This is a genomic window from Sphingorhabdus sp. (assembly GCF_023910635.1).
Taxonomy (GTDB): domain Bacteria; phylum Pseudomonadota; class Alphaproteobacteria; order Sphingomonadales; family Sphingomonadaceae; genus Sphingorhabdus_B.
Genome location: NZ_JAAVVZ010000038.1, coordinates 1 through 12093, shown reverse-complemented (window position 1 = coordinate 12093; position 12093 = coordinate 1). Strand labels below are relative to the sequence as shown.

The following is a 12093-nucleotide window of genomic DNA, read 5'->3' as shown; positions in this document are numbered from 1 at the left end:
CCGAACCCGTAAATCCGACGAACTGCTTTTGCCCATGATCCACCTCCATGAGCAGTGAATCACAGTTCTCAATCAAAAGGAATCCCAAGAATTACATGATTCACATTTTCAGTGCGCCGCTCTAATGCCTTTTTTTGTTGTTTCTTTTGTTCTGCATAGGTTGCGGCGTGCGCGTTTGACGCAGTTTTCCAATAATACGTTCAGCAGTGATGCTGCGAATGCAGGATCAAAACTGATGCAATGTAATTATCCACCTCGGCTGCTTGCGGCAATCACGCCGTCATTGACGGAACGACCATATCCGGCGCTCGCATCATCCAAAATCCGGGCACGAGCGATGCAAAACGCTCCTTTTGTTCTGTCAATGCGCCCAATGTCAGCAGCATGAGTGAAAAGGGTGTCGGCTGCCCCTTGCCTTCACTATCAAGAAATCGGACGCGCCCCTGTAGCAGATAGATATCAGCAACGGGGCTTAGCGTTTCGTGGAACCAGGCGGAATCTGAGCGGACTGGCACAAGGCAGACCACTGTCTCGATATTGCCCGCTTGCCACTGGGCAAACGCACGCTTCAACCAAATGAGTAATGCCGAAAATGGCGGGTTCATGAACGCCAGTCGCCCCGACCAGTCATCAAGCAAGCCATCGCCTCCTTCACTGAGAATGATCCGCCGCCGGGCGATGACCGGGCTTAAAAGATGGGCGCAAGGGTCTAGGTCGATCTCGCCAAAGGCGGTATAGATGTGTTCCATAAAGTCCGGCGGCGTAAACCGGCTGTCCCGGTCAAACTTGTCGCCTGCGCCCCAGAAAGCTCGCTCCTTCGCTCGCCTCCGCGCATTAGGTGCAATAACTGACAAAAGGCGCAGCAAGCTGCGCACTGAACCGTTGCCTTGTTCAAGACTGGCAATGGTCGCACGAGACAGCTTAGTCCGCCTCGCTAATGCTTCCAATGACCAGCCCTTTCTTAGTCGGCGACCTCGTAGTTGATCACCCAGCGTGCGGCCCGGTCCGATACCATTGAGCTGGAAATCTAGCGCAGTCTTGGCCGCGACAAGCGTGGTCACAGATCCAATGCCGGCTTCCAAGCGCTTGATCACCTGTGGTTCGACATTAATCCTTGCCGCAAGCATTGCCTGAGACAGCCCGCAAGAACGCCGCGCCTCTTTCAATTCTGTGACTAATATATGATCCATATTGGTATCATATACTGAGCATCGTTTGTCACTCAAGCATGTTCGGTTTTGGCCGACAACGTGCGTTCGGGTACGTGACTATGAGTTTGCCTTGCTGCGGCACTCGACATTTGTTTGGCGCGCTAAGGACTGCAATGTTGGACAGTCCGGACAGTCCGGTATCGGGGCGCAATTGATGCTAAGCAGACCTTCGTCCATCAGTTAAGTCAATGGCCGCTTCGCGCCCAAAAATCCGCTATCGGATTGCGCTTCCGACGATCCCAAAAGCCTACATTCGTTTGGCCAAGTGGGCATTGCGTAGAATGACCAATATAATGGTCTAGCCTGACAGAGTTCTTGAAATGTGCAGGCTAAACCCGTCACTTGATCAACCGTAAGCAGTTACCGTTGACGTGCCAATGATGATTGGTGGCGGTCCAATTGGGGCTTTTTTTCCGCCATAAGCTAAATGATACGCGCGAACCCCGCGGCGCCGGCAGCTGGCGTAGCTATTTCTTGGGGTCTTTCTTCTGTAAGACTGTGCTTAACAAGTAAATCTGGATGTGGATCATCTCCGAGGATCGCTTCCATACTGCGCACGCACAAACAAACTTTTTCGTCAGCAAGCTGATACCAGATTTGCTTTGACGCGCGGCGGGTTGTGACAAGTTCATTGCGACGTAACTCGGCAAGCTGCTGGCTCAGCGCAGGCTGGCCGATACCGGTCGCTGCATCAATCTCGCCAACGGTTAGCTCACCGCGTAAAAGACAGGACAGGATCATCAACCGCTGCGGCTGTGCGTAGACCTTGAGTTTGTCAGCAGCTTTGCCAGCCTGCTCCCGGCTTTCAAACAGCGCGGTCATTATTGGCCAACCTCATGACAAAACCAGTTACTTTGCCCGGCGATTGACTCAGCCGTCAATGCAGGCGGCGAAAGCAATGCCTGACCGGGATGCCAATTTTCCGGAGCAACATTTGGCCCTTTCGATACCGCCTGCAATGCTTGCAACAGGCGCAGCATTTCGGCAACCGAGCGCCCTACATTGTGCGGATAGGTCGTGATAGCGCGGACAAGACCTTCAGGATCGATGAAATAGGTCGACCGGACCGCAGTGCTATCGACAGCGGCGTCATCAATCATTCCATAAGCGCGGCCAACAACCATGCTTGGGTCTTCTACGATTGGGAATCCGATTTTGGTGTCAAATTGCTCTTCAATCGCCTTCACCCACGCGAGATGCGAATAAAGACTATCGACCGAGAGCCCAAGAAGCGCGCAATCTGCTGCATCAAAATCCGCTGACGCCCTGGCAAGCGCCACAAATTCGGTTGTGCACACCGGTGTGAAGTCGGCTGGATGCGAAAAAAAGATTAGCCAGCGTCCGCGAAAATCGGACAGGCTTTTGTCACCCATGGTTGTTCGCGCCCTAAAATCAGGCGCTGTGTCGCCAATTCTTAAGGGCCGTAATATTTGGGCTTGAGGTTCGTTCATCATATTGTCCTGTCTTTCAACGGCCGCTGCCATGAGAGTCTTGTTGACGCAATATCGATAGTGTATTACATAGTTTATGTAAATATGATTTTATAAGGAGATTCCGATGTCCGACTTAGCTTTAGACAGTGCCATTGCGCAGGTAAGCGGCGCCCAAAGCGGCGTTCCTGTAATCCATGCCCTTTTCGATAAGCCAACTTTTACGGTGAGCTATGTGGTGCATGACCCCGAAACGAAGCGTGCCGCAATCATCGACAGCGTGCTGGATTTCGACCCTGCTTCGGGGCGCACGTCTTTCACGTCGGCGGATGCAATTATCGCATATGTTGCAGAGAAGGGGTTAAGCGTCGACTGGTTGCTTGAAACCCATGCGCACGCAGATCATTTGTCGGCAGCGCCTTACTTGCAGCAAAAACTGGGTGGCAAAATCGCAATTGGCGAGCATATCGTCACTGTACAGAACGTGTTCGGCAAACTCTTTAACGCAGGCACCGATTTCCAGCGCGATGGCTCGGATTTTGACCAGCTTTTTGCCGACGGCGACCATTTCCAAATCGGCAACCTCGACGTCACTGTGCTGCATGTCCCCGGCCATACGCCAGCAGATATAGCCTATGTAATCGGCGACGCCGTATTCACAGGTGATACGATGTTCATGCCCGATTACGGCACGGCGCGTGCCGATTTTCCAGGCGGCAATGCGCGGCAATTATTCCAGTCATTACGGCGGATCTTGTCGCTGCCTGATACGACTCGGCTATTCATGTGCCACGACTATCTGCCCGCTGGCCGTACTGAATATGTATGGGAAACGACGGTCGAGGCCGAGCGTAAAGGCAATGTCCACGCCCATGACGGCGTAGCCGAGGATGAATTTGTGGCGATGCGTGAAGCGCGCGATGCGACGCTCGACATGCCGCGCCTCATATTGCCGTCGGTTCAGGTAAACATGCGCGCAGGTCATCTGCCCCCAGCGGATGATAATGGCGTGACCTATCTCAAAATCCCGGTCAACGCGGTATGATCCCGGCGTTCCCCAATGCCATACCGGTTGAAGGCTTTGTCGGCGGACTGCTGATCGGGCTTGCAGCGGCGATCATGCTGCTTGGGCTTGGCCGGATTGCTGGCGTCAGCGGGCTTGCAGCACGCGCGACCGGCATTGCCGATACCGGCGCGCCAAGAAATGTCGCGATCGCGTTCGTCCTTGGCCTTCCGCTCGGGGCGTTCCTGATTTCACGTGCATTGGGCACTGTTCAAGTCAGCTTTCCGGACACGATCTGGCCGTTGATCATTGGCGGCTTACTGGTCGGTTATGGTACAAGGCTCGGCTCGGGCTGCACCAGCGGTCACGGCGTGTGCGGCTTGTCACGCCTTTCACCGCGATCGATGGTGGCAACGGCCATGTTTATGGCAAGCGGCTTTGTCACCGTCGGATTGCTCCGCGCTGGGGACTGGTTATGAACCGGACGCTGATCGCGCTCGTCTCCGGCCTGCTGTTCGGAGCCGGGCTTGCTTTTTCGGGCATGTCCGACCCGGCGCGCGTTCAGGCCTTTCTTGACCTGTTTGGCAAATGGGACCCGACGCTGGCATTCGTCATGGGCGGGGCCATAGTCCCGATGGCATTTGCATGGATGATCAAATCACGGCTGTCGTCGCCGCTCGCTGCGCCGACATTCGATCTGCCAGGCACAGCCAAGCTGGATCGCCCACTGGCGATCGGTGCCATAATGTTCGGAATGGGATGGGGCATTGCTGGCCTTTGCCCCGGGCCAGCGCTTGCTGACCTGGCAATTGCGCCGCTCGCGGTGTTGCCATTCGTCGCCGCGATGTTCGCTGGCATGGCGGCGCACCGTTTCATTCCCGTTTCGTCCAAGTGAGAGGATAAAAAATGACAAAAAATATGGGAAATCTTGACCGGGCATTTCGCCTCATCGTCGTTGTGGCAATCGGCATTGCCTATCTGATGGGTGCGTTATCTGGTACACTCGCAATAATTCTTGGAGTCGTGGCTGCGGCATTTCTGTTGACCAGCCTCATTGGGACATGCCCCGCCTATCTGCCTTTCGGCCTGTCGACGCGCGGCAAGAATTAAGACCGATCACGATCCGGCCAAGCAGGAAATCAACATGCCATTCAAACAAATCTCACCGGTATTTTCTGTTTCCGGTCAACTAACCCTAGACGACGTGCGTGATGCCGCTGCCCAAGGCTTCAAGACGATTATTTGTAACCGCCCCGATAATGAAGAGGCTGCACAGCTGGCATCCAGTATCGTGCAGGAACAGTCCGAAGCGCTCGGCATGAAATTTGCCTATATTCCGGTGTCGTCGTCCGGGGTTACCCCAAGCGATGGCGTCAAAATGCGCGCAGCGCTCGATGCCATGCCGTCGCCTGTGCTCGCTTATTGCCGGTCGGGAGCGCGTTCGGGCAAGGTGTTCGAACTGGCGCAACAGGCATACGACAAACCATCGGATTCGAAGACCTATGATGTCGTGATTGTCGGCGGTGGAAGCGCCGGAATTGCGACGGCAGCCAGCCTGCTCAAGCGCAACGCGGACCTCGATATCGCGGTCATCGATCCCACTGACGTGCATTATTACCAGCCCGGATGGACGATGGTTGGCGCGGGCGTGTTTTCTGCAGAGTTCACCCGGCGTTCCGAAAAATCGGTGATGCCACGCGGCGTCGAGTGGATCAAAAAGGCCGCGACTGGATTTGCGCCTGAACAGAATTCAGTGTCGCTCGATGACGGCAGCTCGGTTACGTACCGCGTGCTAGTTGCCTGCCCCGGTATCAAGCTTGACTGGGATGCCATCGAAGGTTTGACCGAAACGCTGGGCAAGAATGGCGTTACATCCAACTATAGTTACGACCTGGCACCTTACACCAACCGTCTCGTTAAAGACTTGAAGCACGGCCGCGCGCTGTTCACTCAGCCGCCGATGCCGATCAAATGCGCGGGCGCGCCGCAAAAGTCGATGTATCTATCGTGCAGCAATTGGGAACGCGCAGGCGTGTTGAAGGACATTGATGTCCAATTTCACAATAGCGGCGCGGTGCTTTTCGGGGTTTCAGCCTATGTCCCCGCGCTGATGGAATATATCGAACGCTATGATGCGCATCTGAATTTTGAATCGAAACTGGTGGCGATTGACGGCCCCGCCAAAATTGCGACGTTTGAGCAAAAGCGCGGCGACACCGTCACGCGGGTCGAGGAAAAATTCGACATGATCCACGTCGTCCCGCCGCAGGTCGCGCCGGACTTCGTGCGCAGCAGCCCGCTCGCCGCCGCCAGCGGATTTATCGAGGTCAACGAAGCCACATTGCAGCATGTGCGCTATCCCAATGTCTTTGCGTTGGGCGATGCCTGCTCGGCATCAAACGCCAAAACGATGGCAGCCGCACGCAAACAGGCGCCTGTCGTCGCGGTCAATGTTTTGGCCGCTCTCGAAGGCAGGCCGCCGGTCGCCGATTATGACGGCTATGGCAGCTGTCCGCTGACCGTAGAGCGCGGCAAGATTGTGCTCGCCGAATTCGGCTATGGCGGCAAGTTGCTGCCGAGCTTCCCCAATTGGCTGATCGACGGCACCCGGCCTTCGCGGCTTTCATGGCTGCTGAAGGACACTATCCTGCCGCCGATTTACTGGCATGGCATGCTCAAAGGGCATGAGTGGATGGTCAAGCCGCACAAAATCGGGGCGGCGTAACCAACATGAAATTGGCGCGCTATCTGCCTATCCTGGAATGGGGACGCGGTTATGGCGGCGTAACGCTGACCAATGACTTGGTCGCCGCCGCTATCGTCACGATCATGCTGATCCCGCAAAGTCTGGCTTATGCCATGCTCGCCGGACTACCGCCTGAGATTGGACTTTACGCCTCGATCCTGCCGATTATTGCCTACGCCTTGTTCGGAACGAGCCGCGCACTCGCGGTTGGACCGGTGGCGGTTATTTCGCTGATGACCTTGACGGCGGCAAGTGCGGTTGCACCTCCTGGCAGTCCGGATTTTATCGCCGCAGCGCTTATCCTCGCGTTGCTGTCGGGCCTGATCCTGATTGTGATGGGCGTGTTGCGGCTCGGCTTCCTGGCCAACCTGTTATCGCACCCTGTCGTGTCTGGCTTCATTACGGCGAGCGGTATCATCATCGCCACCAGCCAGTTGAAGTCGGTACTCGGTATCAAGGCCTCGGGCGAAGCGATGCCCGAACTGGTCACTACGTTGATCGAAAATGCCAAGGACACCAACCTTTACACGTTGGCCATCGGTGTGACTGCAACCGGCTTTCTGTTTTGGGTGCGAAAGGGTCTGAAACCCTTGCTCGTTGGTTTTGGATTGGCGGCACGGCCCGCCGATCTGGTCGCAAAGGCCGGGCCGATCGTGGCGGTCGCGCTCTCGATCCTCGCGGTCATTGCATTCGATCTGGAAGCCAAGGGCGTGAAGGTTGTCGGCAGCATTCCGCAAAGCCTTCCGCCCTTTACTGTGCCGCTGTTTGATGCCGAACTGTGGCAGCGGCTGGCGATCCCTGCCTTGCTGCTCAGCATCATCGGCTTTGTCGAATCGGTTTCGGTCGCGCAAACGCTAGCCGCAAAAAAACGCCAGCGTATCGTTCCCGATCAGGAACTGATCGGCCTCGGCGCGGCCAATGTCGCTGCAGCTTTTTCCGGAGGCTATCCGGTGACGGGCGGCTTTGCGCGCTCAGTCGTCAATTTCGATGCAGGCGCCGAAACGCCAGCGGCAGGCGCGTTCACCGCTGTCGGCATATTGCTCGCGGCATTGTTCCTGACTCCATTGCTCGCCTCGCTACCAATTGCGACATTGGCAGGCACAATCATCGTTGCGGTCTTGAGCCTCGTCGATTTCAAAACGCCGCGTACGATCTGGCGCTATTCGAAACCCGATTTTGCAGCAATGGCAGCGACGATAGCCGTCACCTTGTTGATCGGCGTTGAGCCCGGCGTGATTGCGGGCGTCGGCCTCAGCCTAGCCTTGTTTCTCTGGCGCTCTTCACGGCCGCACGCGGCTATTGTCGGACGAGTTCCCGAGACCGAGCATTTCCGCAATATCAAACGCCACAATGTGTTCACCGACCCGCGCATTCTGACCATCCGCATCGACGAAAGCCTGACCTATCTCAATGCCCGCTGGCTGGAAGAGTTCGTGCTGGAACAGGTCGCAGAACAATCCGAACTGCGACACCTTATCCTGATGTGTTCGGCCATCAACGGCGTCGACGCGTCGGCACTCGAAAGTATTGAAGCGATTAACCACCGGTTGGCTGATGCCAACGTGAAACTGCACCTGTCCGAAGTCAAAGGCCCCGTGATGGACGCGCTCGAAAAATCGCATCTGCTGAGCGACCTGACAGGACAGGTGTTTCTTTCACAAAATGAAGCATTCGACGCCGTTATTGAAATGGCCAATCAAGAAGACACAGCGGATACCCCGCCGGACACCCAAATGAACATGGGTTTGATTTAGAACGATCGGAATTTGAAGATGAAACTACCGAGCAAAATTTCACGCACATCTTCATCCATCGCAAAGGCTACCGCTGTTCTTGCCGCTTGCGCGTCACCTTTGCAGGCCGCTTCTTCGGCAGATGCGAAAGCATTGTCGATGGCGCTTGATGACGAGTATCGCGCTGAGGCGACCTATGATGCTGTTCTTGGCAGTTTCCCGGGCGCTCGTCCGTTCATCAACATAATCGAAGCTGAACGGCGACATGCTGATCGGGTAAAAACAGAAATGGACCGAGTCGGCATCGCTTATGCGAAGACGAATCCTTATCTGGGTACATTAAAGGCACCGGCTTCGGTGCTTAAAGCATGCCAGCAGGGTATCGTTGCCGAGGAAGAGAATATCGCTCTTTATGATCGCTTGCTGCCATCGGTTACCGACGGCCAGATCCGTGCAACATTGACCGCATTGCAGTCGGCGTCGCGCGAACGGCATTTGCCAGCTTTTCAGCGCTGCGTCGCGCGGGGTGGTGCAATGGGCGGAGGCCGCGGACGGGCTGAATAGCCCAACATTGAACATTCAAATTATCGATTACATTAACTGTGTAATTATATTGGCGTTGAACGGTGATTGGGTTCATTGGGACATCAAGCAAACCGAAAAAGGAAATAGTATGACTCTTCACATTGGCGATATCGCCCCCGATTTTCAGACCGAAACGCAAAATGGCCCGATCAGCTTTCACGAATGGGCTGGCGATAGCTGGGTATTCTTCTTCAGCCACCCGGCCGATTTCACGCCTGTATGCACCACCGAAATGGGCCGCACCGCGCAGCTCGCGGGTGAATTTGAAAAGCGCAACGTGAAGCCGCTTGGTCTTTCGACCGACACCGCGGAAGAACATCGCAAGTGGATCGCGGATGTCAACGACACCCAGCATACCGATCTCAAATTCCCGATCCTCGCCGATGCCGACCTTTCGATTGCGCGGATGTATGACATGATCCATCCCGAGCAGAGTGAAACCGCAGCAGTGCGCTCGGTGTTCATCATCGATCCCGACAAGAAAATCCGTCTGACGATGACCTATCCAATGAGTGTCGGGCGCAATTTTGCCGAGATATTGCGCGTCATCGATGCGTTGCAGACCGGCGACAAATTCCGGATTGCCACGCCCGCTGACTGGGAAGTGGGCAAGGATGTCATCATCCCGCCCTCGATCAAGGACGACGAAGCCGCGACCTTGTTCCCGCAAGGGTGGACCACGCTTCGTCCCTATTTGCGGACAACAAACGTCGCCTGATTGCGCAAGGCAGAAACAGGGGGGATCGATATGTTCACAACAATTGAACACTGGCTTGAGCCGAGTGCACCAACAAAGACGCTGATCGATCCCCTGTTCAGGCTGCTCACCAGCCTGATTTTCATCATCGGCGGGCTAGGCCATTTCGGCCAGCATGATGTCATGCTCGAACGGATGGAGGAATCGCCATGGGCCCGGACCGTCAATATGATTGGCGATCCCTCGCTGATGCTGTGGCTATCTGGCATCGCCTTTGTTGTCGCGGGCACAACTTTGGCGCTCGGTTGGATGACACGCGCTTCTGCATTAGTACTATTTGCAACGCTGGTACCAGTCACCATCGCGATCCATGTTGTGCCTGATACTTCCCATGTCGGACCCCTCTTCAAAAATGTCGCAATATTGGGGGCGCTGTTGCTGATTTTTGCGCGGGGACCGGGCGCATTTGCACTGGACAATCGAACTGGCCAGGTTGGAGGTGCGATGTGATGAAGCAATATATGCTCATGTTGCTGGCGTTGGTTGCGGCAACCACACAAGCAAATGCAACGCCGACCGAAGTTGTGGTTCGCGTTATCAGCCAGGACGCCAAATTTGTCGGCGACTCGATGGGCGGTGCCGAAGTCATTTTGCGCGATGCGAAAAGTGATAAGATACTCGCAAAGGGCATTACCAGCGGCGGGTCTGGTGATACCGAGAAGATAATGGCCGCGAAGGGCCGTTCGCCTGCTCGCGCATCTGACACCGCAGCGTCGTTCCGCACGACAATCGATGTACAGCGTCCGCTGTTGGTCCGGGTGGAGATTAAGGGACCACTGGGCTTTCCCAAAATAATGCAGCGGGCGACATCCGAGCGTTGGCTCGTGCCCGGACAAAACGCCGGTGACAGTGACGGATGGGTCGTCGAACTTCCGGGCTTGGCTGTGAGGTTGCTCGATCCAGAGCCAATTGCATTCATTCGCGGAGAAACGCAGATTTTGACCGCCGAAGTCCAGTTAATGTGCGGATGTCCGATAACCCCGGCCGGTCTGTGGGACTCGGCAAATTATGAAGTAGTTGCCGAAGTTCGGCAGAACGGAAAGCTTCGCGAAGTCGTTACGCTACCCTTCTCTGCTGCGCCGGGCCGGTTTGCAGCCAATTGGACGCCAAAGACAAAAGGCAAGGCCGACCTGACAATCATCGCGCGCAACCGTATTACCGGCAACACCGGCGTATTGACTGAAAAGATACGGGTGAAATGATGCGGGTACATTCGGCAATGCGATCACTTGCGGTTTTGGCCATATTCACGTCCCCGCTCGTCCTGTCTGCGTGCGCGACACAAGAACCGGCTGCGGCAGATATCGAACGATCGACGGTTGCTGCCGATCTGTTCCAATCACGGTTGCAAACAGCTTTAAAGTCAGCATTGCAAAATGGTGGACCGACCGCTGCGGTCAACGTGTGCGCCGAAGTCGCGCCCGCTATTGCGGCCGAAGTTTCGGCAGAAACCGGCGTCGAGTTACGCCGGATTTCACTGCGTCCGCGCAATCCGGGTGCCAATACCCAAGGTGAACTTCGCCAGCGCCTCACCTCACTGGGCGAAGCTCCCGTTGACGCCGCAGGTAAGCCATCGATGATCAATTGGGTCGAAGGCAAAGGTACAGATGCAACGCACAACAGCATGCGCGCGATCATCATGAAAGATGAACCATGCGCTATGTGCCACGGCACAGCTGTAGCGGCCGATGTCCGTGCGGCAATCGCCGAACTTTACCCGGATGATGCCGCCACAGGTTACCGCGCGGGCGAAATGCGCGGTGCCATATTGGCCAAAATTATTTTGTCTAGGCTCAGGATGCATTAAATTAGTTGCATGTAAGGGCGAAGTTTGATTCAACTGAACTTCTGATAGAGGAGCAGTTGATGATTGATCTACCGATGTTGAGTGCGGCGCAGATGCGCCGGATAGAGCCGTATTTTCCGCTTTCTCACGGTGTGCCGCGGGTTGATGATCGACGGGTGCTCAGCGGGATTGTCTATGTTTTGAAGAACGGTCTGCGCTGGTGTGATGCGCCGCCCGGCTATGGTCCGCATAAGACGCTTTACAGCCGTTTTGTGCGCTGGAGCAAGCTGGGTGTATTCAACCGGATATTCGCCGCGCTGGTGAAAGAAGCAGGCGCGCCTGATATATTGATGATCGACGCGACCCATTTGAAGGCGCACCGAACGGCATCCAGCCTTTTAAAAAAGGGCCTGCTCCTAGGCGTATCGGACGCACCAAAGGCGGGCTGAACTCCAAACTTCATGTCGTCTGCGATGGCCAAGGTAGGCCGCTGATGCTGTGCTTGACCGAAGGACAGATGAGCGACCATATCGGCGCAAAGCTGCTCTATCCCGCGCTTCCCAGCCATAATTGCATCATGATTGGCGACAAGGGATACGACAGCGATGCGTATCGGGCCGCGTTGCTGGCCAAGAATATTACGCCCTGCATCCCGCCGAGAAAGGGCCGACTAGTCCCCGCTGATTTCGACAAAAATCTCTATCGCCAAAGGCATAAAATCGAAAACCTGTTCGCCCGCCTCAAAGACTGGCGGCGCATCCACACACGCTATGACCGATGCGCCCATAGCTTCATGGCAGCCATCACCATCGCCGCAATATGCGCATTCTGGATCAGTTAAT

15 protein-coding genes are annotated in these 12093 nt (G+C 55.6%); 12 read left to right on the top strand and 3 right to left on the bottom strand.

Annotation, left to right across the window (positions count from 1 at the left end; all coding sequences use genetic code 11):
- Positions 1-272 precede the first annotated feature (272 nt).
- The 3 genes from HEQ34_RS13520 to HEQ34_RS13510 form a co-directional block, all read right to left on the bottom strand.
- Positions 273-1190 (bottom strand): DNA N-6-adenine-methyltransferase, encoded by a 918-nt coding sequence (locus HEQ34_RS13520; protein WP_296201368.1) that lies wholly within the window; start codon positions 1188-1190, stop codon positions 273-275.
- Positions 1191-1634: 444 nt separating this feature from the next.
- A complete protein-coding gene (locus HEQ34_RS13515) occupies positions 1635-2033 on the bottom strand; it encodes a metalloregulator ArsR/SmtB family transcription factor (RefSeq protein WP_296201366.1) in 399 nt (132 codons plus the stop codon).
- A complete protein-coding gene (locus HEQ34_RS13510; RefSeq protein WP_296201370.1) occupies positions 2033-2662 on the bottom strand; it encodes a peroxiredoxin in 630 nt (209 codons plus the stop codon). Before HEQ34_RS13510 ends, HEQ34_RS13515 begins: the two co-directional genes overlap by 1 nt.
- Before the next feature lie 106 nt (positions 2663-2768).
- On the opposite strand from HEQ34_RS13510, the gene HEQ34_RS13505 reads away from it, so the two are divergent.
- The 12 genes from HEQ34_RS13505 to HEQ34_RS13450 all read left to right on the top strand — a co-directional run bounded on the left by HEQ34_RS13505 (position 2769) and on the right by HEQ34_RS13450 (position 12092).
- Entirely contained in the window at positions 2769-3686 is a 918-nt protein-coding gene (locus tag HEQ34_RS13505; protein WP_296201364.1) for an MBL fold metallo-hydrolase, read from the top strand.
- Positions 3683-4123, top strand: a complete 441-nt coding sequence (locus HEQ34_RS13500) for a YeeE/YedE thiosulfate transporter family protein (protein ID WP_296201362.1) — start codon at positions 3683-3685, stop codon at positions 4121-4123. The genes HEQ34_RS13505 and HEQ34_RS13500 overlap by 4 nt, the downstream gene beginning before the upstream one ends.
- Positions 4120-4539 carry a DUF6691 family protein gene (locus tag HEQ34_RS13495; RefSeq protein ID WP_296201360.1) on the top strand — a complete coding sequence of 140 codons (420 nt, stop codon included), beginning with the start codon at positions 4120-4122 and terminating at the stop codon, positions 4537-4539. The genes HEQ34_RS13500 and HEQ34_RS13495 overlap by 4 nt, the downstream gene beginning before the upstream one ends.
- Before the next feature lie 11 nt (positions 4540-4550).
- Complete coding sequence (locus HEQ34_RS13490) at positions 4551-4754, top strand: DUF2892 domain-containing protein (RefSeq protein WP_296201359.1); 204 nt, start codon at positions 4551-4553, stop codon at positions 4752-4754.
- Positions 4755-4788: 34 nt separating this feature from the next.
- Positions 4789-6369, top strand: coding sequence for a bifunctional protein tyrosine phosphatase family protein/NAD(P)/FAD-dependent oxidoreductase (locus HEQ34_RS13485; RefSeq protein WP_296201358.1), 1581 nt, complete (start codon positions 4789-4791; stop codon positions 6367-6369).
- Between the two features lie 5 nt (positions 6370-6374).
- Positions 6375-8144 (top strand): SulP family inorganic anion transporter, encoded by a 1770-nt coding sequence (gene sulP, locus HEQ34_RS13480; protein ID WP_296201356.1) that lies wholly within the window; start codon positions 6375-6377, stop codon positions 8142-8144.
- An 18-nt stretch (positions 8145-8162) separates the two neighbouring features.
- Positions 8163-8687 carry a DUF2202 domain-containing protein gene (locus HEQ34_RS13475; protein ID WP_296201354.1) on the top strand — a complete coding sequence of 175 codons (525 nt, stop codon included), beginning with the start codon at positions 8163-8165 and terminating at the stop codon, positions 8685-8687.
- A 109-nt stretch (positions 8688-8796) separates the two neighbouring features.
- Positions 8797-9426 (top strand): peroxiredoxin, encoded by a 630-nt coding sequence (locus tag HEQ34_RS13470; protein ID WP_296201352.1) that lies wholly within the window; start codon positions 8797-8799, stop codon positions 9424-9426.
- A gap of 30 nt (positions 9427-9456) precedes the next feature.
- Positions 9457-9915, top strand: a complete 459-nt coding sequence (locus tag HEQ34_RS13465; RefSeq protein ID WP_296201350.1) for a DoxX family protein — start codon at positions 9457-9459, stop codon at positions 9913-9915.
- Positions 9912-10667, top strand: coding sequence for a hypothetical protein (locus tag HEQ34_RS13460; protein WP_296201348.1), 756 nt, complete (start codon positions 9912-9914; stop codon positions 10665-10667). The genes HEQ34_RS13465 and HEQ34_RS13460 overlap by 4 nt, the downstream gene beginning before the upstream one ends.
- Positions 10664-11272 carry a DUF3365 domain-containing protein gene (locus tag HEQ34_RS13455; protein WP_296201346.1) on the top strand — a complete coding sequence of 203 codons (609 nt, stop codon included), beginning with the start codon at positions 10664-10666 and terminating at the stop codon, positions 11270-11272. Before HEQ34_RS13460 ends, HEQ34_RS13455 begins: the two co-directional genes overlap by 4 nt.
- Positions 11273-11331: 59 nt before the next feature.
- A protein-coding gene (locus HEQ34_RS13450) for an IS5 family transposase (protein ID WP_296201345.1) occupies positions 11332-12092 on the top strand; the annotation gives its coding sequence in 2 pieces (ribosomal slippage) (positions 11332-11665 and positions 11665-12092; 762 coding nt in all).
- Position 12093: the final 1 nt, after the last annotated feature.

Excerpts from the sequence above, each read along its gene's own strand:
- HEQ34_RS13515 (WP_296201366.1), bottom strand. The coding sequence starts at position 2,033 with ATGACCGCGCTGTTTGAAAGCCGGGAGCAGGCTGGCAAAGCTGCTGAC.
- HEQ34_RS13505 (WP_296201364.1), top strand. The coding sequence starts at position 2,769 with ATGTCCGACTTAGCTTTAGACAGTGCCATTGCGCAGGTAAGCGGCGCC.
- HEQ34_RS13465 (WP_296201350.1), top strand. The coding sequence starts at position 9,457 with ATGTTCACAACAATTGAACACTGGCTTGAGCCGAGTGCACCAACAAAG.
- HEQ34_RS13495 (WP_296201360.1), top strand. The coding sequence starts at position 4,120 with ATGAACCGGACGCTGATCGCGCTCGTCTCCGGCCTGCTGTTCGGAGCC.
- HEQ34_RS13475 (WP_296201354.1), top strand. The coding sequence starts at position 8,163 with ATGAAACTACCGAGCAAAATTTCACGCACATCTTCATCCATCGCAAAG.
- HEQ34_RS13470 (WP_296201352.1), top strand. The coding sequence starts at position 8,797 with ATGACTCTTCACATTGGCGATATCGCCCCCGATTTTCAGACCGAAACG.
- HEQ34_RS13500 (WP_296201362.1), top strand. The coding sequence starts at position 3,683 with ATGATCCCGGCGTTCCCCAATGCCATACCGGTTGAAGGCTTTGTCGGC.
- HEQ34_RS13510 (WP_296201370.1), bottom strand. The coding sequence starts at position 2,662 with ATGAACGAACCTCAAGCCCAAATATTACGGCCCTTAAGAATTGGCGAC.
- sulP (WP_296201356.1), top strand. The coding sequence starts at position 6,375 with ATGAAATTGGCGCGCTATCTGCCTATCCTGGAATGGGGACGCGGTTAT.
- HEQ34_RS13520 (WP_296201368.1), bottom strand. The coding sequence starts at position 1,190 with ATGGATCATATATTAGTCACAGAATTGAAAGAGGCGCGGCGTTCTTGC.
- HEQ34_RS13485 (WP_296201358.1), top strand. The coding sequence starts at position 4,789 with ATGCCATTCAAACAAATCTCACCGGTATTTTCTGTTTCCGGTCAACTA.
- HEQ34_RS13490 (WP_296201359.1), top strand. The coding sequence starts at position 4,551 with ATGACAAAAAATATGGGAAATCTTGACCGGGCATTTCGCCTCATCGTC.
- HEQ34_RS13455 (WP_296201346.1), top strand. The coding sequence starts at position 10,664 with ATGATGCGGGTACATTCGGCAATGCGATCACTTGCGGTTTTGGCCATA.